Below are 22,209 nucleotides of genomic sequence, written 5' to 3'. Positions count from 1 at the left end.
GCCTTCGAACGGTCCCCCTTGTGTCGCCACACGTTGATGCTTTTATCGCCCGAAAGGTCACAGTCGGCCTTGGATATGTACTGAGCTGTTCCCAGTAACCGTCGGCCACCGTCCGTGAGCGGGAGGCGCGTCGCGCGGTCCGCGGTATCCCCCAAGTCCGGGCAGGCGTAAGGCCCCTGGTAGGAACATCTTGCGACAGAAAGATCCGACCGAGGGGCCTCACGTGCCGACCAGTGTCACATACACCGCCGTGCTCGATGTGAGGCGGTCCACCGCCGAGCACCTGGCCGGTCTCCTGCGCGACCACCGAATCGTGGCCAGGACCCGCAAGGGGCGACGCGCGCTGGGCTGCTTCAAGCAGGCCGTGCTCGTGCTGCGTTGGTTCCTCGACGGCACCCGGCTGGCCCAACTCGCCCGCGACAACGGCCTGTCGGTCTCCACCGCATACCGCTATCTCCACGAGGGACTGGCCGTCCTGGCCGCCGGCGCACCGGACCTGTCCACCGCGCTGGAGCGTGCGAAGGCAGCCGGGCTGACGCATCTGAACCTCGACGGTACGGTCATCCGCACGGACCGCGTCGCCGCCCCGGGCCCCAACGGCGCAGACCTCTGGTGGTCCGGAAAACACAAGCACCATGGCGGGAACGTGCAGGTCATCGCCACCCCGGACGGCTGGCCGATCTGGGTCTCGCCCGTACGGCCGGGCCGGGAACACGACACCACCTGCGCCCGCCACCACGGGCTGGTCGAGGCACTCAACCGCATCGCGGCCGAACTGGACATGCCGACCCTGGTCGACCTCGGCTACGAGAACGCCGGCGACGGCTTCCGCCATCCCTTCAAGAAGCCCGCCGGAGGCGAGCTGACCGAGGAGCAACAGACGTACAACAAGGTCATCCGCGGCATCCACGGCGTCTGCGAGCGCGCCAACTCCCTGCTCAAGACGACCTTCAAGGCCCTGCGCAGGGTCAGCCTCGACCCCAGCCGTATCACGAAGATCGCCGCAGCAGCCCTCGTCCTGCTCCAACTCGAATACGACCGCACCATCTGAACGATCACGCAACGTCATGATCCATTACTGGGAAGGGCTCACTGCCCGATCGCAGCGGCACCGCCGGTGTGACAGTACTGGTGCCACGAGGTGGTGTAGTACGCGCCGAAACAGTTGTTGACCGTGTTGCCGTTGGTCGCCGAGGCGCCCGGCGCCGCCAGCAGCGCACCAGCCCCAGCGAGCGCGAGGGCTGCCACGGTCTTGCCTACCAGAGCACGGGTGACGGTGAGTCTCTGCACCATGAATCCTTCACGTCGGGTTACACCGAGGACATAAGTCCAGTCGCCAGTGGCGAACGATTGTTCGCACCGTGATCGTATGGTGAATGAGATGATCTTGACCAAGCGCTTTCTGGCCAACTGCCCAGAAGAAGTTGACCCCTCTCTGTCATTCTTGGGCGGGTCAGGCATACTGGATGATTCGATGTATTGACCTCGATTCTTCACTTGCGGTGTGACGTCGGTCGGTTCGGCGGTTTGCCCGTAATGTCCCCTGCCGTTCGAGGACGGGCCGTCGCGTGACGCTGCGGGGCGTCGGGTTCCACGGGCCCGAGGGTGCTGCGGGTCCTCTCCTCTCCGCTGTCGTCGGGGCGGGGCCGACCGTCAGGTGTGGGCCGGAAGCTGGGTGGCCCGCTGCCAGGCGGTGGCGAACGCCGGCGCCCAGGGCCAGGTGCGGTCGAGGTGGAGGGTGCGTCTGCGTGCGTGGGCGGTGAGCCGGGCGGGCAGGTGGTAGAGCCTCCTGCGGATCGTCTCCGGTTCGGCGGCGGCGAGTTCGGGCTCGTCATGCAGGAGAAGGAGCCTGGTCCATGCGTCGAGGTCCGCGGCGATAGTGGCAGCCAGCACCCAGGCGGCGTTCAGCTGCCAGGACTTCGAGGGCAGCAGCCCGAGGCCGATCCGCTTGATCGCCTTGACACGATCCTCGACCTCGGCATGATCACGGTAGAGAGCATCGACGAACCACACCTGCCCGGAGCCGGACACCCCGGAAAGCCCCTGGTGGGCGGGGATGTTCGTGGCGACGATCTGGTAACGCCAGCCGGTGCGCTGCTCGAACGCGGTCAGCTTCTTCAGATCGCGGCGCGAGGGCTTGACCCGGCGCACGATCAGCCGCATCCCCTCGGGCCAGCCGCTCAGGTCGCGCACCCCGGTCAGCTCGGCGACCTGGTAGGTGACCTTCTGTCCGTCCGGGCCCTTGATCTCGTGGACCTCGCCGTCCTGCCGCAGCGCGTCGTTCCACACGTCCGCGGGCAGCAGTGCGATCGCGGCCTCGTCGGCGGTATTGATGGCCCAGCCGGTCACCCAGCGCACTCGGCGGCGGCTGGTGGTCAGCGCCTGCAGATGCTCAAGGAGGCCGTGGCTGAAGGCCGCGCCGTCGATCCTCACCAGCAGCTTCGACCACAGCGGCAGCGGAGTTGCCGCAGCGCGGCGGCCAGCACCGTCTTGTGGTCGGCGACGTCGTTGGACGCCGCGTTGCCCGGCCGTAGCAGCATGGTCACGCACTCGCGGGTATTGGCCAGCCAGGCGCCCAGCGGGTGATGTCCGTAGCCGCCCTTGAACGTGCCGGCCGCGCCGTCCTTCTTGCTGGTGCAGGTCACCAAGGTGGCATCGAGATCCAGGACGTACCAGTTGGTGAGCGTGCGCCCGCATACCGAGATCCACGGGAACCCACCGGGCCGCAGGGCGAGCAGCGTCCACACCCCACGCCGTATCACGGCGCGCACGCGCTCCACCCGGGCTCCGACAGGGCCGTCGATGGCTTCCAGCGTGCGCCACAGGGTGCTGTCCGAGACCGGACGGGGGAAGAACGGCCTCCAGTGCTGCTGCAGTTGCTCGGCCTGCAGGACATTCCTCGCGCCGAGGACGATCGCGCAGGCCAGCTGGACCAGGGCCATCCCGCGATCCCGCCACCCCGGCCCGACGCCGCGGGGCAGCGCGGCGGCCAGGGCGCGGGTCAGCCCGACCCGGTCCGCGATCCGGTGCAGCAGCACCACGCCCGCATGCCCGACCAGGTTCTTGCCGTCGGCCCGCACAACGAGCCGACGATCCCATTCGGTAGCCTGCACCTGTTGGGTGCCCCCACTCTGCGACGTTCTTGATCTAGGAAGTTCAGATCATCGCAGGTCAGGGGCACCCTTCCGCTATCAGGGCGTCACATCACTGACGGACGGCCCTCGTAGCTGAATACACGAGGTTGAGGGTGGAGAAGGAGTAGTGCCCAAGTGGCCAGCATCAACGACCACGGGACCCCTGATCCGCAGGTAGAGCCCCGTTCAGCCGGTCCGCGCCGGTATTCCGCGGAGTACAAGGCGAGGATCCTCGCCGAGTACGAGACACTCGACAAGAAGGGCCAGGGCTTGATCAAGTTCCGTGAGTGCCGGGGTTGTTGGTAATGCCCAGGATGGCGAGTGCTCGTTCGGGTTCGTGGCGGATGGCGCGGGTGGTCTTGGCGATGTTGTCGGCTCCGAGGAGCTTCAGGGTGCCGATGGCGAGGTTGCGGAAGGTGGCCATGGCGCGGGGCGCGTTGCCGGCGTGGACGGTCGAGGCGTCCTCGGCGAAGGTGACATCTCGGATGTAGTGGGAGGAATTCTCGATTCCCCAGTGCCCGCGAATGGCGGCGGCGAGGTCGGCGGGGCTGGTCTGGTGGATATCCAGGCTGGTGACGGCGTACACGCTCTCGCGGCTCTCGGGCTTGTCGGTGGGCTTGCGGCGGCGGTGGACGCGGATGGCAAGGCGGGCGTGCGGGAAGGCGATCCCGCCGAGGCTGTCGGCGATGGAACAGGTCTTGATCGAGCGGGACTCGCGCCGTCCGTGGGCGGCGCGGGAGGCGGTGTGCTGGACGCTGATCGATGCCCGGGGCAGGGCGGCGAGCTGGGCGTACGCGGTGGGCTGGTTGGTCTTGATGACCGCGATGCAGTGAGCCTTCTTCGTCTCGACCAGCCAGGTGATGTTGGCCTTCACCGAGTGCAGTGCATCGAAGGTGACCACGGCGTCAGCGAGGTGGAGCGGTGCCAGCAGGGGCTTGAAATGCCGCGTCTCGTTGGTCTTCGCACCGACCTCGACCTGTGCGAGTGTGGCGACGGGGTGGTGCGTGACCGCCGAGAGCAGGTGCCGGCGCGGCGCATCGAGGCGGACCGAGCCCCTCGGCGCCTTGCCGTCCACGGCGATGACCCGCCGCCGTCGGACAGTCGGCGTATCCACGCACGCGGACTTGCGGTGCTGGTCAGCGAGGTAGGCGCCCACAGCCTGGTCCAAGGCGTCGCCGTCGAGCGCCATGAGGACGCGTCCGATGGTGACCGGTTTCGGGCCGCGCCGCCAGCCGAGCGGGTGACGGCGGATCCCGAGGGTTGCCAGCAGGGTGTTCGTGGCCCGCTCGGCGAACTCGGCGATCTCCTCCAGGCTCTTCGCGCCGGACACGGCCGCGCAGGCACACACGAGCAGGACCGATACCAGTGAGTACCAGCGGCCCCGGCGTGAACGCGGATCGGGCACCGACTCGAGGTAGGGGCGCAGGCAGGGCCCCGGCGAGTGTCGGGAACATCCTGTTCTGGGGTGTTGATCTGGAGGGTGGGCCCGGGAAGCAGGTGAACACGGCACCTGTGGATCATGGAGTTCTCTCCGCTTCAAGATCCACGAAGGTGCCGTGTTCGTTCCTCCATCATCCCCTGTCGCTGCCCCCGCTTGCGCGGTGCCCCGCCTGGAAGCCCTCGGCGAGGGAGCCGCCAAGGACCAAGTCCGTGACCTGATCGTCGAGTTCGAGTCGGTCACCGATCCGAGAGGGGCGCGCGGGGTGCGCTACCGGCTCTCCTCGCTGCTGGCCCTGATGGTCTGCGCTATGACCCCGTCCGGACACGACTCGATCACCGCGGCGGCGAAGTGGTGCCGACGCGCGACGCCGGAGGAACTGGCTGCCTTCGGCCTGCCCTACCATCCGCTCCTCGGCCGCTACCGGGTGCCGAGCGAGAAGACTCTGCGCAGCGTCCTGGGACGCCTGGATCCCGGCGAGATCAGCGCGGCGGCCTATGGCTACCTTCGGCCCTTGCTGTCCCCACGGCCCCGCCGGCCGGAACCGGTCATGCCCGACGGCGGCACCGAGCGTGAACAGCGCCGGGCCCACCGGACAGCCGCCCACGCCGATCCGGTACGCATCCGGCGGCGGGCGATCGCGGTGGACGGCAAGTGCCTGCGCGGCGCCCGCCGCCCGGACGGCAGCCGGGTCTTCGTCCTGTCCGCCGTCCGCCACGGCGACGGCGTCACGCTCGCCTCCCGCGAGATCGGCGCGAAGACCAACGAAATCCCCGAGTTCGCCCCTCTCCTCGACGGAATCGACGACGCAGATCTCGCGGGGACGATCGTCACCGCCGATGCACTCCATGCCCCACGCGACCACGCCACCTACCTGCACGAACGCGGCGCGCACTACCTGCTGACCATCAAGAACAACCAACGCGCACAAGCCCGTCAGCTCCACGCCCTGCCCTGGAAGGAGATCCCCGTGATCCACCGTGACGACGCCCGGGGCCACGGCCGACACGAGCAGCGGCTCGTGCAGGTCGTCACCGTCGACGGCCTGCTCTTCCCGCACGCGGCCCAGGTCCTGCGCATCCAGCGCAGACGCCGCCTCTACAGGGGCGAAGAAGTGGTCCAGCGAGACCGTCTACGCGATCACCGACCTGCCCGCCGAGGAAGCGAACGCCGCCGAGATCGCGTCCTGGGCTCGCGGGCACTGGACCGTGGAAAACACCGTTTACTGGTGCCGCGATGTCACCTTCAACGAGGACAAGTCTCAGGTCAGGACCCACAACACGCCCGCCGTACTCGCAGCCCTCCGCGACCTGATCCGCAGCACACTCAAGCTCGCGGGTTACATCAACACCGCCGCCGGACGACGAGCCCACACCGAACGCCCCCGCGCCCTCGCCCTCTACGGCATCACATGATCAAACCGGACGATCCAGGCACTCGCCGGGGCCCTGGGGGCGCAGGTCAGCGATCCGGTCCGCATCCAGCGGACCCAGCTTCTCCAGCACCACGGCCCCGGCGTAGTTGTGTGATGTCCGGTCCCGTGGTGGTTGGTCAGATGCCGTAGACGGCGAAGGCGTCTTCGTGGCGGAGGAGGTCGCGGCGGGCGTGGGCGATGTTGGCGCGTCCGGCGAGGCGGATGGTGCTGATCGCCAGGTTGCGGAAGCCGGCCAGGGCTCGGGGTGCTGTACCGGTCCTGACCTGGGAGTTGTCTTCTCGGAAGGTGACGTCCCGCACCCAGTGGATCTTGTTTTCCACAGTCCAGTGGGTTCTCTCGTAGTGGTTGAGGTGAGCGGGGCCGGCGAGGTCGGGCGGCAGGCTGGTGACGCCGAAGACGATCTCCTTGCTGGTCCATTCGTCGTCGAGGTTGCCGGTGTCGCGGCGGAGGCGGAAGACCTGGGATGCGCCGGGGAACAGGGTGTCGTCGGCGGGTGCGGTGCGCAGGGTGCGGCGTTCGGTGCGGCCGTGGCCGCGGTCGTCGTCGATCGCGGTGGTCTCGGTGAAGTCGGCGTCCGCGCCGGTCAGCAGCGCCTGGGCGGCGGCGTGGGCGAGGGGCTGGTTGCCCTTGAGGATCAGGACGTAGTGGCTGTGGAGAGGGCCTGTGATCAGGCGGGCGGTCTTCTTCGTGGTGTGCAGCGCGTCCAGGGTGAACACCCTTCCGGGCAGGTCGAGTCGGGTGAGCAGGGCCCGTGCGGCCTCGCCCTCGCCGCGCTTGTCGGGGACCTGCCTCTGGCCCAGGACCGCGCCGCTGGTGTGGTCGATCGCGCCGACCAGGAAGACCCGTCCGCTCTCGGTGCGGGCGCCGGCCAGGGCCTTGCCGTCCAGGGCGGCGGTCGGCAGCAGCCCGTCCGGCACCGGGTGCTCGGCTGAGCGTTGAGCGGCGCGGCGCTGTTCGCGTTCCACCGGTCCCGGGGTGGCGGGGATCTCGGGCGCGGGGACGGTGCCGCGCGCGAGGTCTGTGGTGTATTCGCAGGTCACGGCGTCCAGGGCGTCGGCGTCCAGATGGGCGAGCACTCGCCGGAAGGTGCGCTCGCTCGGCACGAGGTAGCGGCCGGCCAGCGGGTCGTACCGGGCACCGATGCGGGCCAGTTTCGCTTGCGGGGCACGGGTCGCCCACTGCCAGATCGCGGCGATCGAGTCGCCGCCGATCACCAGCGTCGCGCACGCGGTCAGTGTCAGGATCACCGCGAGGGCGTGGCGTCGGCCACGCTTCGCGCGCAGGTCCGGGACCTGCCGCAACCTGCTGACCAGCTTGGACTCCACTGCCGCAGGGCCGGTGGCGAGCTCGGCCTCCCACAGGGCGAGGTCGGCGAGTTGGCCAACGGCAGGGGGGATCGGCGAAGATACGGGCACGAGCGCGACTCCTGTGACGATCTTTTGGCGTAGAGACCTGAAAGATCATCAGAAGTCGCGCTCGTCCTGCAACCAGCCACATCAAACCGGGGCAGAACAACTCAAGGGAGAACTACGCCGGGGCCGTGTCTCCAGCACGGCAGGGATAGGGGAAGATGCAACGGCAGGCACGGGACATCCTCGTGATCATCTGGCTTAGTCACCACAATGATCACGAACCCCCGTGCCTGCACTGCTACCCGCCTCTACCAGCCCTGATCGTCAACCACCCTCGCATCCAGGGAACTTGACGGAGCCCTGGGCCCGAACCTGTTTGGCTAGAAGGCCACTGAAAATCTTTTGCGTTCTGGCCCCGGACCGGTAGGTCCGGGGCCAGTCTTGTGGCATGCAGGGGGAATGGGCCGGTGAGTCGGTCGGGCCGGATGTGTGGGAGACCTGCCGGGAGTTGATCCCGGCGGGAAGCGTGTTCGCGTTCCTGGCCGAGCACCGTGAGGCGCTCTTTCCCTCGGAGTTCTTCGCGGACATGTATCCGTCGGCCAACGGGCGGCCGTCCCTGCCGCCGCAGGTGCTGGCCGCGACGGTGGTACTGCAGAGCCTGACCGGGCTGTCGGACTTCGAGACGGTTCAGGAACTGCGCTGTGACCTGCGCTGGAAGGCCGCCTGCGGGCTGGGCCTGTACGACACCGCCTTCGATCCCTCGCTGCTGACCTACTTCCGGCGCCGACTTGCGCGCTCGGCCGACCCGATGCGGATCTTCACCAAGGTCAGGGAGGTGGTGGCGGCCACCGGCGTGCTCAAGGGAAAGCAGCGCCGGGCGCTGGATTCCACGGTCCTGGACTATGCGGTGGCCACCCAGGACACCGTCACCCAGCTGGTGTCCGCGATCCGCCGGGTGATCCGCGAGGTCCCCGGCGCCGGCGAGATCGCCGGCCGGTGGTGCACCGCGCACGACTACACCGACCCCGGCAAACCCAAGATCGCCTGGAATGACGAGGCCGCCCGCGCCGCGCTGGTCGACGCGCTGGTGTCCGACGCACTCAACCTGCTCGGCCGGCTGCCCGACCGCGAGCTGGGCGAGCGGGCCGCGAACGCGGTGGGCCTGCTCGCCCTGGTCGCCGGCCAGGACGTGGAGCCGGCCGAGGACTCCGACGGCCGCGACGGACGCTGGCGCATCGCCCGGCGCACCGTGCCCGACCGGACGGTGTCCACCGTCGATGCCGATGCCCGGCACATCCACAAGAACCGCACCCGCCACCAGGAGGGCTACCGCGGGCACGTGTCCTTCGAGCCGGAGGCCGGACTGTTCACCGCCGTGGCGCTGACCGGCGGCTACGGTCCGGACAACCACGAGGCCGCCGTCGCGCTGGACCTGCTGGCCGACGAAGACCACAGCGAAGGCGAGACGCTGACCGTGCTCGGCGACTCCGCCTACGGCACCGGCAGCCTGCGCGAACAGCTGACCGCCCAGGGCCACGTCCTGGTGATCAAACCGCCGCCGCTGCGGCAGGCCGTCCCCGGCGGCTTCACCATCGACGACTTCCACGTCGACACCGGCGCCGCCACCGTGACCTGCCCGGCGGGACAGACCGCGAATCTGGGCCGCCCCAAGGCCGACGGCGCCCGCACCGCCCAGTTCAAACGGCTGTGCACCGGCTGCCCGCTGCGGGAACGCTGCACGACCTCGAAGGCCGGACGGGTCGTCAATGTCCACCCCCAGCACGGGCTGCTGACCGCCGCCCGGCACCAGGCCACCACCGACACCGCCTGGCAGGACGAATACCGCCGCTGGCGGCCCCCGGTCGAACGCGCCATCGCCTGGCTCGTCGCCCACGGCCACCGCCGCGTCCGCTACCGAGGCGTGATCGCCAACAACATCGCGCTCCACCACCGCGCCGCCGCCCTCAACCTCCGCCGACTGATCAACCTGGGACTCACCCGAACCAGCGGCACCTGGCACCTCGCCCCAACCACCCCATGACGAAGAAGGGCCGCCCGGCCTGCGGCCGAACAGCCCCTCCACAAGATTTTCAGTGGCCTTCTAGGAGAGGTTTATGCAGGTAGAGCTAGCCCTTGAGGAGCTGGAGACGCTGGCTTCAGCGCTGGTGCGCTTGAAGTTCGAGGACGAGGAACCTCCCGAGCCGTATTTCGGTAGCCCTAGGCTTGCGGCAGCACATCGCCGGATTGTCGATTCGATCATCATGGAAAGTGAGCGAATCGGGGATTCGCGTAGGGTGGCGCGATGGGAATCCTGGCGAAGGTGGTCCACGAGAGAGTACGAGAGGGGCGTGATCGCCCGGTACGCTTCATCGTTGGAAACGTGGGATGAATGGGAAGTCAGCCAGAAGCTTGAGGTTCTGAAGACCTGCTCTGCGCCCTTCGACCCCAGCGAAGAGGAGCTGGAGCAGCTTCGCAACGAAATTGACGCGATGCATAACTCCTCCAGCTCCGACGGCCCCTCGCGGGGCGTTTGACGGCAACGCTGACGGCAACGTCAGCGGACGGCTACCGCTAAGCGTTGTCCCGTAAATGATCTCTGACGGGCGGGATGACCTGCCGTTTCTCCGTCATCCGGCGAGGGTGATGTTGTGCAGGCGGGCGATGCCGGGCATGGCGTGGCAGGGCTCCGTCAAGTTCCCTGGATGCGAGGGTGGTTGACGATCAGGGCTGGTAGAGGCGGGTAGCAGTGCAGGCACGGGGGTTCGTGATCATTGTGGTGACTAAGCCAGATGATCACGAGGATGTCCCGTGCCTGCCGTTGCATCTTCCCCTATCCCTGCCGTGCTGGAGAAGCTGGGTCCGCTGGATGCGGACCGGATCGCTGACCTGCGCCCCTACCTCGAGTCGGTGCCCGATCCGCGTTCACGCCGGGGCCGCTGGTACTCACTGGTATCGGTCCTGCTCGTGTGTGCCTGCGCGGCCGTGTCCGGCGCGAAGAGCCTGGAGGAGATCGCCGAGTTCGCCGAGCGGGCCACGAACACCCTGCTGGCAACCCTCGGGATCCGCCGTCACCCGCTCGGCTGGCGGCGCGGCCCGAAACCGGTCACCATCGGACGCGTCCTCATGGCGCTCGACGGCGACGCCTTGGACCAGGCTGTGGGCGCCTACCTCGCTGACCAGCACCGCAAGTCCGCGTGCGTGGATACGCCGACTGTCCGACGGCGGCGGGTCATCGCCGTGGACGGCAAGGCGCCGAGGGGCTCGGTCCGCCTCGATGCGCCGCGCCGGCACCTGCTCTCGGCGGTCACGCACCACCCCGTCGCCACACTCGCACAGGTCGAGGTCGGTGCGAAGACCAACGAGACGCGGCATTTCAAGCCCCTGCTGGCACCGCTCCACCTCGCTGACGCCGTGGTCACCTTCGATGCACTGCACTCGGTGAAGGCCAACATCACCTGGCTGGTCGAGACGAAGAAGGCTCACTGCATCGCGGTCATCAAGACCAACCAGCCCACCGCGTACGCCCAGCTCGCCGCCCTGCCCCGGGCATCGATCAGCGTCCAGCACACCGCCTCCCGCGCCGCCCACGGACGGCGCGAGTCCCGCTCGATCAAGACCTGTTCCATCGCCGACAGCCTCGGCGGGATCGCCTTCCCGCACGCCCGCCTTGCCATCCGCGTCCACCGCCGCCGCAAGCCCACCGACAAGCCCGAGAGCCGCGAGAGCGTGTACGCCGTCACCAGCCTGGATATCCACCAGACCAGCCCCGCCGACCTCGCCGCCGCCATTCGCGGGCACTGGGGAATCGAGAATTCCTCCCACTACATCCGAGATGTCACCTTCGCCGAGGACGCCTCGACCGTCCACGCCGGCAACGCGCCCCGCGCCATGGCCACCTTCCGCAACCTCGCCATCGGCACCCTGAAGCTCCTCGGAGCCGACAACATCGCCAAGACCACCCGCGCCATCCGCCACGAACCCGAACGAGCACTCGCCATCCTGGGCATTACCAACAACCCCGGCACTCACGGAACTTGATCAAGCCCTGGAAGGGCAAGGGAGCCCTGCTGCGCCGGGAGGGTTTGTACTCGTCGCTGATCGCGAACTGGCGGGAGCAGCGGGACGCGGGCGCGAAGGCCGCGCTCGCCGCGCCGGCGGGGCGGCCGAAGGCCGATCCGCGGGACAAGGAGATCGCCCGCCTGGAGGCGAAGGTCGCCCGGCTGGAGAACGAGCTGGGCAAGGCCCAGACGGTGATCGAGGTCCAGTCAAAACTCTCGGCACTGCTGGACCAGTTCGCCACTGGCGGTGCGACGAGCACGGGCGAGACGAAATAGCCATCTCCAGCGAGGAGTTGGACCCGGCGGCAGGCGCCGGAGTGACGGTCGGCCAAGATCCTGCCGGAGCCGGAGCCGGAGCCGGAGCCGGAGCCGGAGCCGAGGAGGTGCGGGCCGGTTTCGCGCGGGCCAGGGTTGCGGCGTTGGAGGAGCTGGCAGGTGTGGTCGGCCGGGTGCGGGCATGTGCCGCGCTCGGGGTGAGTCGGGCGACGTACTACCGGCATCATCGCCGGTCCCCGGCGCCGGTGCGGCCGCGTGCCGAGCGTCGGCCGCACCCGCGTTCGCTGTCGGCGGCCGAGCGGGAGGAGGTGCTTGACGTGCTGCACAGTGAGGAGTTCGCGGACATGGCGCCCGGCGAGATCTACGCGGTCCTGCTGGACAGGGGCATCTATCTGTGCTCGGAGTCGACGATGTACCGGCTGCTGCGCGGGCACGGCGAGGTCCGCGAACGGCGCCGGCAGGCAACCCACCCGCCGCGCAAGAAACCGGAGTTGGTCGCCGAGGGCCCGAACAGGGTCTGGTCGTGGGACATATCGAAGCTGAAGGGTCCGGTCAAGGGCAGCTACTACTGCCTCTACACGATCGTGGACATCTACAGCCGCTACACGGTGGGCTGGATGCTCGCCGGTCACGAGAACAAGGAGCTGGCCGAGCAGTTCCTGTCCTCCAGCATCGCCAAGTACACCATCGGAGAAGGGCAGTTGACGATCCACTCCGACCGCGGCTCGCCCATGGTCGCCGAGAACGTCGCACAGATGATGTCCAACCTCGGCGTCACCAAGTCGCACTCGCGCCCGAAAACCTCGAACGACAATCCCTTCAGCGAGAGCCAGTACAAAACCCTCAAATACCGCCATAACTATCCGGACCGGTTCGGGTGCATCGAGGACGCCCGCGCCTGGTGCGAAGACTTCTTCGACTGGTACAACCTGGCGCACCGACACTCGGGGATCAGCATGCACACGCCTTTCGACGTCCACTTCGGTCTCGCCGACCAACTCCGCGAGATGCGTGCCGACGTCCTGGCCTCCGTCTACGACCGGCACCCCGAACGCTTCGTCCGCAAGGCCCCCGAACCCCCGAAACTCCCCGGCACCGTCTGGATCAACAAGCCGACCGACCCGCGTCACCCCGACGCAGAGATCCCAGCTCAGGGATAGCCGCAAAATCCTGACTCACCAAAATTGACAGGCTCCGCTATGCGCATGATCCACTTTCGATACACGGCCTAGCACCGGCCCGGCGAACAGAAAGGCCCCGGCGAGAAATCGCCTGGGCCTTACGCGTAACTGCCGTCAGGACACCGTCTGTTTCTCCCCCACGCCGCGCTCCGAATGGAACCCGCACGTACGCACCGCGTCCGCCCGAGCAACCGCGTAGGCCGCCTGGACGGCCTCCTGGTCCAAGCCCCACGCCCGCGCCTCCGTTAGCGCCTCCCGGCCCGGCCGCCACTCGGTCACGGAATGAGACGGCTCATCGGTGTAGTCCTCCTCGAACTCCCACACCCACCGCCCGGCCGGCTGGTGCGCCCCCGGGTTCCGCGTGCACTCCGTACCGTCCACGTCGTACAGCGCCGGCCCCACTGACCACACGAACGCCCGCCCCGGCAGCTCCTCCCGCACGGCCTTGAGCCCGTTGTCGGAGCCGACCTGCCCGCACATGGACCGAATCCACCAGTCCGCGCTCATCCGCTCGACGCGGACGGCGCCGCCACGCTCGCGCGCCCACCGCTCCGCCAGCTCCTCGGCGTGCTCGGCCTGCCAGAACCCGAGCTGTCGGAGTCCGACGTGCGCGACATACACAGCCCGCCGCCCTTCGGCCCCACGGTCGGTCTCCGCCGATTGAGCGCTGACCGGAGACGTAATCCCCATGACCCGGTCGAGGGTCAACAGAGCAGCCGTGTGCGCCGTCTCCAGCAGGTGCCCGTATCGGTCGCTGGTCGTCTTGATCGACTCATGGCCCAGGCGTCGCTGCACGTAGGTCAAGCTGTGTCCGTCCGACAACAGCACAGCGACATGCGAGTGCCGCAGATCGTGGAAGGTCGGGAACTTCCACTCGGGCAACAGACCCTGCTTCTTGGCCTTGGCGACCGCCCGGTTCCAACGCTCCCAGAAAGTCGCGTACTTGGTCCGCTCGCCGTCCTGGCCGCAGAACACGAGCTCGTCCTTCTCCGCCTCGGCAAGCCCGAACTCTTGGAGTTCCCGCCACAGGCCGGCCGTGATCTCGACCGTTCGCCGACTTGACCTCGTCTTCGGCGGACCGAGGTAGAAGTCCGACGGCGTCCTCCGCTTCCACGCCCGGGGCACGCGCACCTCATACTTGTCCCGTACCGGGCTGCGTACATGCCGGGTGGCCAGGGCCGTGATCTCGCCCCACCGGAGCCCGGTGCCGTACGCGGCCCGTACGAGCATCCGGTCCGAGGCGCGGGGGAAGCAAGCGACCAGGCCGGCGACCTCGTTGGGGGTCATGAACTCCATCTGGTCATCGCCGTCAGCGTCCCCGATGCCGTGATCGTCGTCCTTCGGGAGCCGGGTCAGATCACAGGGGTTGCGGTTTCGGAGGGGCGGCTCGGCGACCACGGCCTCTTTCAGGACCGACGAAAGCAGTTTGTGCAGTCCCCGCAGGGTTTCCGGGGACATGTCCTTCGGCTTGCCGCCCCCGCGCCGGACCTTCGTCTGCCGCATCGTGTTGATCCACGCGCCGACCGTCGCCTTGCTGAAGTGCTCGGTGGACCGAATGTCGCAGTGGCCGAAGGTGGGGAAGATGTACATCTCCAGGGACCTGAGGCGCTGGCGCTTGTAGTAGTCGCCTGCCGTGCGGTTCGCGATGGACCGCCGGGCCCAGTTCTCGAATCGGTAACTCGACTTGTCGGCGGCCTCCGGGTCAACATAGCCCTTGCCCTTCACCCAGCCGGGGGGCCAGTTCTGACCGGCCTCGTCGACGGCATCTTTGAAGACCTCGGCCGACACCTCGTCAGTGAAGCGCTCGGTCTGCCAGTCGCCGGTCCGCTTGCCACCGGCCCGCCACTTGACCTGGTAGCTGACGATCTCCCCGGCCTTGTTTCTCCGCCCAATGACACTCGCCATGGACGGACAGTATCCCCTCGTGTTCCCACCGTGTTCCCACGACCGGTTGCGATCCAGCCAGAGCGGAGCCATATCGGCAGGTCAAAGCGCGAACGGCTCAGCCGATGCCGAACGCCCCGTCGGGGGGCTCGGGTGACGGTACGGCGTCCTCGTCCCGCACCGGCCGTGCCCCGCCGGTGAAGTCCCGCAGGACCGCACCGTGCTCGACGCGGGCCGGGAAGGCGTCTGCCGCGGTGCGCCGGGCCAGGGCGGCAAGGTCGAGGGGGCGGTGTGCTGCGGCGAGGACGGCGTTGCCGAAACGGCGCCCCCGCAGCACTCCCGGCTCGGCGATCAGCGCCAGCTCCTCGAACACCGTCCCCAGCGTGGCCAGTTGGGAACGCAGGAAGGCGAAAGGTGCCGCGTCGGCGAGGTTGCCGAGGTAGACACCGCCGGCCCGCAGGACGCGGGCGGCCTCACGGACGTACGCGACGGAGGTCAGGTGCGCCGGGACGCGTGAGCCGCCGAAGACGTCGACGACGAGGACGTCCGCGGAGGCGTCGGGAGCGGTCTCCAGCCATGCGCGGGCGTCCGCGGCGTGCAGCGTGATCTCCGCTCCCTCGGGCAGCGGCAACTGCTCGGCGACCAGGTCCAGCAGTTCCCGGTCGAACTCGACGACGTCCTGCCGGGAACCGGGGCGGGTCGCGGCCAGGTAGCGGGGCAGGGTGAGCGCACCGCCGCCGAGGTGCAGCGCGTCCAGCGGGTGCCCCTGCTCGGCGAGGATGTCCAGCACATGCCCGAGCCGCCGGGTGTACTCGAACTCCAGATGGGCCGGCTCGTCCAGGTCGACGTAGGACTGCGGTGCCCCGTCGACCGTCAGCAACCACGCCCGTTCCCGGTCGACGTCGGGCATCAGCTTCGCGGTGCCGTGACCGACGGCGCGGGTGACGGGCATCGGCTCGTTCATCGTCCCATTGTGCCGTCGCACGACCGGGCGCCCGCCCCACGCGGGTGCGGGCGCCCGGTCGTGCGCCCCAGGACCGGCCCGGGCCCTGGGCCCAGGCCGGAACTCAGGACTCGGGGCTGAGGACTCGGGCGACCGCCGTCACCGTGCCGGCCCCGACGGTCCGCCCGCCCTCACGGACAGCGAAACCGAGCCCGGGCTCCAGGGGCATCTCGCGCCCCAGCTCCACGGTCATCGTGACCGTGTCGCCGGGCCGCGCGACCGCCGTCTCCCCGAGGTCGACGTTGCCGACGACGTCCGCGGTGCGGATGTAGAACTGCGGCTGGTAGCCGGTCGACACCGGAGTCGTACGGCCGCCCTCACGGGCCGACAGCACGTACACCCGCGCCGTGAACCTCCGGCTCGGCACCACGCTGCCCGGCGCGGCCACCACATGTCCGCGTCGCACCGCGTCCCGCGGCACCCCGCGCAGGAGGAGCGCCACGTTGTCCCCGGCCTGCGCCTCCTCCATCGGTTTGCCGAACGTCTCAAGTCCGGTCACCACGGACTCCACCCCGGCACCGAGTACCTCGACGCGGTCGCCGGGACGGACCGTGCCGCGTTCCACCGCGCCGGTGACCACGGTGCCCCGGCCGGTGATGGTGAGCACGTTCTCCACCGGCAGCAGGAACGGCGCGTCCAGGTAGCGCTCGGGCATGGGCACATAGGTGTCCACCGCGTCGAGCAGGGCGTCGATCGACGCCGTCCAGCGCGGGGCGCCCTCGAGCGCCTTCAGTCCCGAGACCCGTACGACGGGCGCGGAGCCACCGCCGTAGCCGTGCGCGGAGAGCAGTTCGCGGATCTCCAGCTCTACCAGGTCGGTCAGCTCCTCGTCGCCCGCGTCGGCCTTGTTGAGGGCGACGACGATGTGGTCGACGCCCACCTGCCGGGCGAGCAGTACGTGTTCGGCGGTCTGCGGCATGATCCCGTCGAGCGCGGAGACCACGAGGATCGCCCCGTCGAGTTGCGTGGCGCCGGTGACCATGTTCTTGACGTAGTCGGCGTGGCCGGGCATGTCGACGTGCGCGTAGTGCCGGGTGTCGGTCTCGTACTCGACGTGTGCGATGTTGATGGTGATGCCGCGCGCCGCCTCCTCGGGAGCCCGGTCGATGCGGTCGAACGGCACGAAGCCGGCGGAGCCGCGCCCCGACAGGACCTTGGTGATGGCGGCGGTCAACGTGGTTTTGCCGTGGTCGACATGACCCATCGTGCCGATGTTCAGATGCGGTTTGGTGCGGACGTACGCCGTTTTGGACATGGCGGTACCTCGGAGTCTCTCCGTGATGAGGCGTGATCGGCCCCGGCGCGGCGGGATGGGCACGCGGCCGGGACGGGGACCCCGAGGAACCTGCCGACCCTCCCCCTGGGGGTCCGCCGGACGTTCCGGGGAGGGTCAGCTTCGGGCTCCGTCGACAGCGGCTGCACCAGCGGCTGCAGGAACTGCAGGAACACGGACGGCAGCCTTCGGGGCATCCGCGGTGGCGGATGCTGCAAGGAGGAAGGCGTGCCGGAGCATGTCGTCGATTCTGGCGACCACGGCGCCCGGCGTCGAACGGTTTTCCGCGGTACGCGGGCGGGCCGTCACACGCGATGGTCGCACGCCGGGTGTTCCGGCCGCTGTGGCACGTATGAGACGCACGCTACGGCGTTCGGTCACATTCGTCGGTTAGTGTCGCCGGATGCTCGATGCCACCAACCGCTCTGGGGGCACCGCCACAGCCTCTCCCCGGGCCTCCGTCGCACAGCTCACCACCGTCGTCCCCGCGGCGGCATCCTCGGCGGGCCTCACCGCCCGCTGCGCCAGAGTCCTGCTGTCCCCCTGGGCGCGCCTGTCCCTGCTGGTCGTGCTGCTCGCCTCCGCGGCCTCGGCCATGCTGCTCCTGGAGCCGCAGAGACTGCTGACCGACGGCCTGCCGCCGCAGCTCGGCGGCGCCGCGGCGGTCGTGGCGTACACCGTGGCCTACGGGGTGTGCACGGTGGCGTTCGTACCGCGCCCGATCCTGAACCTCGCGGCGGGCGCGTTGTTCGGCAGCCAGTTGGGGCTCGGCGCCGCGCTGGGTGGCACGGTGCTCGGTGCCGGGCTGGCGTTCTGCCTCGGGCGGGCGCTGGGCCAGGACGCGCTGCGTCCGCTGCTGCGAGGGCGCTGTCTGAAGGCGGCGGACAACCAGCTGAGCCGGCACGGCTTCCGCTCGATACTGGCGGCACGGCTGTTCCCGGGGGTGCCGTTCGCCGCGTCGAACTACTGCGCCGCCGTCTCGCGGATGGGTCTGCTGCCCTTCCTGCTGGCGACGGGGCTCGGCTCGGTCCCGAACACCGCCGCCTACGTCGTCGCCGGGGCCCGCGCCTCGACGCCGACGTCCCCGGCCTTCCTGATCGCGCTGGCCTGCATCGCCGTGCCGGGTCTGCTGGGCGCGGTGGTGGCGTGGCGCAAGCGGCACCAACTGCGGGCACGGTGAGACGGTGCCAGGCGCCGGGCCGGTCCTCCGCCCGGCCCCTGGCGTCAAAGCCGTCATCTTGGGGCGCTACTGTTCGCACTCGGCACGCGTGATCGTCGATCACTGCACACGGCACTTCGGCGTGCCCGTCCTCCTCTTCCGCGATCGGCATTTGGACACCACTGCCTCATGTCTTGGTTTGAATCCCTCATCCTCGGACTCGTCCAAGGGCTGACCGAGTTCCTCCCCGTCTCCTCCAGCGCGCATCTGCGGCTGACCGCGGCCTTCTCCGGCTGGGAGGACCCGGGCGCTGCGTTCACCGCGATCACCCAGATCGGTACCGAAGCCGCCGTGCTGATCTACTTCCGCAAGGACATCGCGCGGATTCTGTCGGCCTGGACCCGCTCGCTCACCAACAAGGAGCTGCGCCGGGACCCCGACGCGCGGATGGGCTGGCTCGTCATCGTCGGCTCGCTCCCGATCGGAATCCTCGGCCTGACACTGAAGGACCAGATCGAGGGGCCGTTCCGCGACCTGCGGCTCACCGCGGCGATGCTGATCGGCATGGGCATCGTCCTCGGTGTCGCCGACCGGCTTGCGGCGCGGGACGAGCAGGGCGGCCGGCACCGCACCCCCAAGCAGCTCAAGTCGCTCGACAACCTGACCGTCAAGGACGGCCTGATCTACGGGTTCTGCCAGGCCCTGGCGCTCATTCCGGGCGTCTCCCGCTCCGGCGCGACCATCAGCGGCGGTCTGTTCATGGGCTACAAGCGCGAAGCAGCGGCCCGCTACTCCTTCCTGCTCGCGATTCCCGCCGTGCTCGCCTCCGGTCTCTTCGAACTGAAGGACGCCACCGAGGGCGGTCATGTCACCTGGGGCCCGACGATCTTCGCGACGGTCGTCGCCTTCGCGGTCGGTTACGCGGTGATCGCGTGGTTCATGAAATTCATCAGCACCAAGTCGTTCATGCCGTTCGTGTACTACCGCATCGCCCTCGGTGTGGTGGTGATTGTGCTGGTCAGCATGGGGGTCCTGAGCCCGCACGCGGGCGAATCCGGCGGCTGAACCAGGGCCGCGCAGGTAGCGCTATCTAGCATTTCCTGGCGCCTGATTGCAGCGCCACGCCATGATCATCTCCCACTTGTCTCCCACTCATCTCCCACCGGGGAGGCGGGATACGCCCTCTTAGGGCGTGTGCGTCCGCAAAGTAGGGGATGACGCGGAAGGGCCCGCACGTCCGTGTGGGCCCTTCCGTACGGAGGGTGGAGCGGGTCAGCTGGGGTTCATGTCCGGCCTAGGCCGCGACCCTCGCCACGAGGAAACGCAGCCGCTCATCCACCGTGTCCCAGGCATCGCCGGTGAGGTCGTCCAGTGCGGCGGCGGCAGTGAGGATGAGCCGGCCGAGGCGCGCCTCCACGTCCTCCCACGTGTGCGTGATCTCAGCCACCTCACCGCGCGGGCCGGTGCCCAGCGCGCCGTACACGGCGGTGGCGATGGCGCCCATGTCGCCGCTGATCGCGGCATCCGCGTCCCGGGTGCGGACTGCCGTTCCAGGCGCGCGAGCCGCGGGGCTTGTCTGTCCCCTTTCAGCCGCGGGGCCGGGGCCATTTCTCCCGCAGCCACGCCAGGTCGGTCTCGGCGCGGATGCGGGCCGCTTGCTCACGGGTGAACACCGCGTTCGTCTTGGTCAGGACCAGGGTGTAGGGGCGTCCCTGACGCCGGGTGGTGTGGGACACGGGCAGGCCGGCCAGATCGATACGGCTGTGGATGTGGCGGCGCCGGTCCTTCGCGAGCGGCCAATCCATGACCCGACGGGTGCGGGAGGTGAGGAAGGCGTCGAGGTCGGGGCAGAGGCCGCAGCCGGACCGGCAGGTACCGGCCGGGGTGAGTGACCAGTCGTCCGCCGCGCGTACGGGGCGAGTGACGGCCGCGGTGAGCCGGGCCTCGCAGTGGTCGGCGAGCGTCTGGAAGGCGTGGGCCGCGGGTGCCCCGTCTCGTACGGTCGTCGGTCGGTGGGCCGCGGTGCGCAGGGCCGGGAGCAGGCATTCCAGGGCGGTGTCCGGCAGGCCGCGCAGCGCGGTGACGATCGTGTCGGCGGTTTTCGGGTCGCACGCCTGCAGGATGCGGGCCAAGGGAGCTCCCAGCCGTTCCATGCCCGCGCGGCGCTCCGCCTCGCGGCCCACGTCGAGCCAGCCGGTGAGCTGCTGCTCGGCCGCTTGCCACACGCCCTCCACCAGCGGTGCCGCCACCGCGTCACCGTCAGCGGTCCGCAGCGCGGCACAGAGGCCGGGCAGAGACTCGAGCCACGCTGCGCGATCCGCCCCGGTGTACGCGGCGACCGGGCCGAACCAGCTGCCGACGGCCTCGCGCGACCACGTCCGCCCGTACCGTGCGGCAGCTTCCGCGAGATCGGGGACGTGTCGCTCGCCCAGGGTCTCCACCCCGAAGGGCGCAAGGAGCATCGCGGCGGTGTCCGCTTCCTCCAGTCCCACCGCGACGTGCAGGGCGGCAGTGAAGAGTGGAGCGGCCGCTTCACCCGAACCGCGATGCTTCCAGATCGGGGCGAGCGACCGGGCGAGCGTACGCGCCAGCTCCAACTCCCCGGTGTCCAGGTGGCCCTGGAGTTCTCGCAGGGCTCCCTCGGAGCCGGCCTCGGCGCGTGCCGCGAACGAGCGTTGCCGGGGCCAGAGCACCACTGCGGCCCGCCGGTACCAGCGGTCCAGGGTGTTGCCGTAGTTGCCCATGTAGCCCTCGTACTCGGACTGGTAGGGCGTGAGGCCCTTGTTCTCGGTGGTGGCGCACACCTCGGCGTAAGAGACGGGCAGGGAGATCTGCTCACCGTCGGCGCCGTCGGGGCGGGTCCACCAGTCGAGGGTGATCTCGTCGTCGATCAGGTCGCCCAGCTCGTAGTCGGAGAAGTCGCCACTGCGGCGGCGCTCGGACCCGGGCTCCCCGTCGGGGTCGAGGAGGCACTCACCCTCGCACTCCTCGTCCTCGCAGCCGTCGAAGTGCTCGACATCGCCGTAGTAGTCGTAGCGGTCGTAGGGCGGTACGGCGTCCCAAGTCTCCTTCACCTCGGCCAATGCGAGGACCGCCTCGCAGCCTGCCTGCCCGGCGGCCTGGCGGAGCCGGGTGGCACGCGTGGCGTCGGCACCCTTGAGGCGGTCCCAGTCCAGGCCACGCTGGGTGTACTCGTGGTCGAGAAGGTACACGAGGCGGTTCGGGGGCGCCGTTTTCTGGCGGCCGTAGGCGTAGCGCTCTTCGGCCGGCTCGGTGAAGTGTTCGGTCAGGCAGTGGGCCAGGTCGGCGGCCGGGCCACCGCCGTCCTCGCCGGCCGGGCGGGTGCGTTCGGCGAGGAGGTTCATGGTGAGGGTGACGCGGTAGCCGGACTTGACGGACTTGACCTCGTGCAGGCAGTCCGCGTAGAAGGCAGCGAAGGTCAGCTTCTCCCGGGACGCCTGGTGGACGACGCTCCGGCCGGCGTGGGAGACGACGAGTTCGCCGCCGGTGTGGTGCGAGGGCAGCGAGACCACCAGGGTGCCCACCATGGAGTCGTCCTTCTCGGAGTCCTGGTGCGGCAGGAAGAACTGGCCTTTGCCGTAGACGAGCAGCGCGTGCGGTTCGGCCCGCAGGACGGTGGTGGGCGGCAGACCGAGCGCGGTACGGACGCCGTCGAGGACGCCGCTCAGGGTGCGGTCCCAGTCGGGGCCGCCCAGGGTGATCCGGTCCGGGGTGATCTCCCAGGTATCGCGCACGCTGGTGTCGGCCAGGGTCTGCTCACCGCGGCCGAAGCGGGCCTGCCGGGCCTGCGCGATCAGCTTCTTGGTGACCGGAGCGCGCAACGGCAGGGGCAGCGCCCCGACGCCGTCGACCTCGATCCGCAGCGCGCGGGCGGACATCTCGATGCGGGTGCTGAAGTCCCCGCATCGCTCCGAGGCATCGAGCAGCTTCGCCAGTTGCTTGCGTGCTCCGTGTCCCATGGTGTTTCGTTCCCCTGGTCGGCAGTGTGCCATTTC

The 22,209-nt window shown here is 69.3% G+C and carries 18 protein-coding genes and 1 pseudogene; 9 read left to right on the top strand and 10 right to left on the bottom strand.

Annotated features, from left to right (window positions below; all coding sequences use genetic code 11):
- Positions 1–223 precede the first annotated feature (223 nt).
- Complete coding sequence (locus HUV60_RS30005; protein ID WP_257851315.1) at positions 224–1,051, top strand: HARBI1 family protein; 828 nt, start codon at positions 224–226, stop codon at positions 1,049–1,051.
- A gap of 38 nt (positions 1,052–1,089) precedes the next feature.
- On the opposite strand, the gene HUV60_RS30000 is transcribed toward HUV60_RS30005, so the two are convergent.
- From HUV60_RS30000 to HUV60_RS29985, 4 genes are all read right to left on the bottom strand, one after another.
- Positions 1,090–1,293: a hypothetical protein gene (locus HUV60_RS30000; RefSeq protein ID WP_257851316.1), complete on the bottom strand. Its 204-nt coding sequence runs from the start codon at positions 1,291–1,293 to the stop codon at positions 1,090–1,092.
- A 360-nt stretch (positions 1,294–1,653) separates the two neighbouring features.
- Positions 1,654–2,433: a transposase gene (locus HUV60_RS29995; protein ID WP_257853091.1), complete on the bottom strand. Its 780-nt coding sequence runs from the start codon at positions 2,431–2,433 to the stop codon at positions 1,654–1,656.
- Entirely contained in the window at positions 2,430–3,113 is a 684-nt protein-coding gene (locus HUV60_RS29990) for a transposase (RefSeq protein WP_269441099.1), read from the bottom strand. Before HUV60_RS29990 ends, HUV60_RS29995 begins: the two co-directional genes overlap by 4 nt.
- 295 nt (positions 3,114–3,408) lie before the next feature.
- Complete coding sequence (locus tag HUV60_RS29985) at positions 3,409–4,539, bottom strand: ISAs1 family transposase (RefSeq protein ID WP_257851317.1); 1,131 nt, start codon at positions 4,537–4,539, stop codon at positions 3,409–3,411.
- A 151-nt stretch (positions 4,540–4,690) separates the two neighbouring features.
- Between HUV60_RS29985 and HUV60_RS29980 the strand changes: the two are divergent.
- Positions 4,691–5,987, top strand: a pseudogene (locus HUV60_RS29980) (ISAs1 family transposase).
- 136 nt (positions 5,988–6,123) lie between these two features.
- Here HUV60_RS29980 and HUV60_RS29975 read toward each other — a convergent pair.
- Positions 6,124–7,422: an ISAs1 family transposase gene (locus HUV60_RS29975; protein ID WP_269441097.1), complete on the bottom strand. Its 1,299-nt coding sequence runs from the start codon at positions 7,420–7,422 to the stop codon at positions 6,124–6,126.
- A 385-nt stretch (positions 7,423–7,807) separates the two neighbouring features.
- On the opposite strand from HUV60_RS29975, the gene HUV60_RS29970 reads away from it, so the two are divergent.
- From HUV60_RS29970 to HUV60_RS29950, 5 genes are all read left to right on the top strand, one after another.
- Positions 7,808–9,400 carry an IS1182 family transposase gene (locus HUV60_RS29970; protein ID WP_269441258.1) on the top strand — a complete coding sequence of 531 codons (1,593 nt, stop codon included), beginning with the start codon at positions 7,808–7,810 and terminating at the stop codon, positions 9,398–9,400.
- A 73-nt stretch (positions 9,401–9,473) separates the two neighbouring features.
- Positions 9,474–9,893: a hypothetical protein gene (locus HUV60_RS29965; RefSeq protein ID WP_257851319.1), complete on the top strand. Its 420-nt coding sequence runs from the start codon at positions 9,474–9,476 to the stop codon at positions 9,891–9,893.
- A 307-nt stretch (positions 9,894–10,200) separates the two neighbouring features.
- Entirely contained in the window at positions 10,201–11,397 is a 1,197-nt protein-coding gene (locus HUV60_RS29960; RefSeq protein ID WP_257851320.1) for an ISAs1 family transposase, read from the top strand.
- Positions 11,394–11,693, top strand: coding sequence for a hypothetical protein (locus HUV60_RS29955; protein ID WP_257851321.1), 300 nt, complete (start codon positions 11,394–11,396; stop codon positions 11,691–11,693). Before HUV60_RS29960 ends, HUV60_RS29955 begins: the two co-directional genes overlap by 4 nt.
- Before the next feature lie 107 nt (positions 11,694–11,800).
- Positions 11,801–12,853, top strand: a complete 1,053-nt coding sequence (locus HUV60_RS29950) for an IS3 family transposase (RefSeq protein WP_331462058.1) — start codon at positions 11,801–11,803, stop codon at positions 12,851–12,853.
- A 135-nt stretch (positions 12,854–12,988) separates the two neighbouring features.
- On the opposite strand, the gene HUV60_RS29945 is transcribed toward HUV60_RS29950, so the two are convergent.
- The 3 genes from HUV60_RS29945 to tuf form a co-directional block, all read right to left on the bottom strand.
- Positions 12,989–14,779, bottom strand: coding sequence for a tyrosine-type recombinase/integrase (locus HUV60_RS29945; RefSeq protein WP_257851322.1), 1,791 nt, complete (start codon positions 14,777–14,779; stop codon positions 12,989–12,991).
- Between the two features lie 97 nt (positions 14,780–14,876).
- Positions 14,877–15,722, bottom strand: coding sequence for a spermidine synthase (locus HUV60_RS29940; protein WP_257851323.1), 846 nt, complete (start codon positions 15,720–15,722; stop codon positions 14,877–14,879).
- Positions 15,723–15,825: 103 nt separating this feature from the next.
- Complete coding sequence (gene tuf / locus HUV60_RS29935; RefSeq protein ID WP_257851324.1) at positions 15,826–17,016, bottom strand: elongation factor Tu; 1,191 nt, start codon at positions 17,014–17,016, stop codon at positions 15,826–15,828.
- A 421-nt stretch (positions 17,017–17,437) separates the two neighbouring features.
- On the opposite strand from tuf, the gene HUV60_RS29930 reads away from it, so the two are divergent.
- Entirely contained in the window at positions 17,438–18,214 is a 777-nt protein-coding gene (locus HUV60_RS29930; RefSeq protein WP_257851325.1) for a TVP38/TMEM64 family protein, read from the top strand.
- A gap of 168 nt (positions 18,215–18,382) precedes the next feature.
- Positions 18,383–19,258, top strand: a complete 876-nt coding sequence (locus HUV60_RS29925; RefSeq protein WP_257851326.1) for an undecaprenyl-diphosphate phosphatase — start codon at positions 18,383–18,385, stop codon at positions 19,256–19,258.
- A 229-nt stretch (positions 19,259–19,487) separates the two neighbouring features.
- Here the strand turns inward: HUV60_RS29925 and HUV60_RS29920 are convergent, their stop codons facing one another.
- Both HUV60_RS29920 and HUV60_RS29915 read right to left on the bottom strand, forming a co-directional pair.
- Positions 19,488–19,697, bottom strand: coding sequence for a hypothetical protein (locus HUV60_RS29920; RefSeq protein ID WP_257851327.1), 210 nt, complete (start codon positions 19,695–19,697; stop codon positions 19,488–19,490).
- An 82-nt stretch (positions 19,698–19,779) separates the two neighbouring features.
- The gene (locus HUV60_RS29915) at positions 19,780–22,173 is read right to left on the bottom strand and encodes a 2OG-Fe(II) oxygenase (protein ID WP_257851328.1); all 2,394 of its coding nucleotides are present in this window, start codon (positions 22,171–22,173) and stop codon (positions 19,780–19,782) included.
- Positions 22,174–22,209: the final 36 nt, after the last annotated feature.

Origin of the sequence: Streptomyces sp. KMM 9044 (assembly GCF_024701375.2) — a bacterium.
In the GTDB taxonomy this organism is placed as follows: Bacteria; Actinomycetota; Actinomycetes; order Streptomycetales; family Streptomycetaceae; genus Streptomyces.
This window is presented reverse-complemented; position numbering and strand designations above follow the sequence as displayed.

Excerpts from the sequence above, each read along its gene's own strand:
- HUV60_RS29945 (WP_257851322.1), bottom strand. The coding sequence starts at position 14,779 with ATGGCGAGTGTCATTGGGCGGAGAAACAAGGCCGGGGAGATCGTCAGC.
- HUV60_RS29970 (WP_269441258.1), top strand. The coding sequence starts at position 7,808 with ATGCAGGGGGAATGGGCCGGTGAGTCGGTCGGGCCGGATGTGTGGGAG.
- HUV60_RS29915 (WP_257851328.1), bottom strand. The coding sequence starts at position 22,173 with ATGGGACACGGAGCACGCAAGCAACTGGCGAAGCTGCTCGATGCCTCG.
- tuf (WP_257851324.1), bottom strand. The coding sequence starts at position 17,016 with ATGTCCAAAACGGCGTACGTCCGCACCAAACCGCATCTGAACATCGGC.
- HUV60_RS29925 (WP_257851326.1), top strand. The coding sequence starts at position 18,383 with ATGTCTTGGTTTGAATCCCTCATCCTCGGACTCGTCCAAGGGCTGACC.
- HUV60_RS29920 (WP_257851327.1), bottom strand. The coding sequence starts at position 19,697 with ATGGGCGCCATCGCCACCGCCGTGTACGGCGCGCTGGGCACCGGCCCG.
- HUV60_RS29965 (WP_257851319.1), top strand. The coding sequence starts at position 9,474 with ATGCAGGTAGAGCTAGCCCTTGAGGAGCTGGAGACGCTGGCTTCAGCG.
- HUV60_RS30000 (WP_257851316.1), bottom strand. The coding sequence starts at position 1,293 with ATGGTGCAGAGACTCACCGTCACCCGTGCTCTGGTAGGCAAGACCGTG.
- HUV60_RS29940 (WP_257851323.1), bottom strand. The coding sequence starts at position 15,722 with ATGAACGAGCCGATGCCCGTCACCCGCGCCGTCGGTCACGGCACCGCG.
- HUV60_RS29930 (WP_257851325.1), top strand. The coding sequence starts at position 17,438 with ATGCTCGATGCCACCAACCGCTCTGGGGGCACCGCCACAGCCTCTCCC.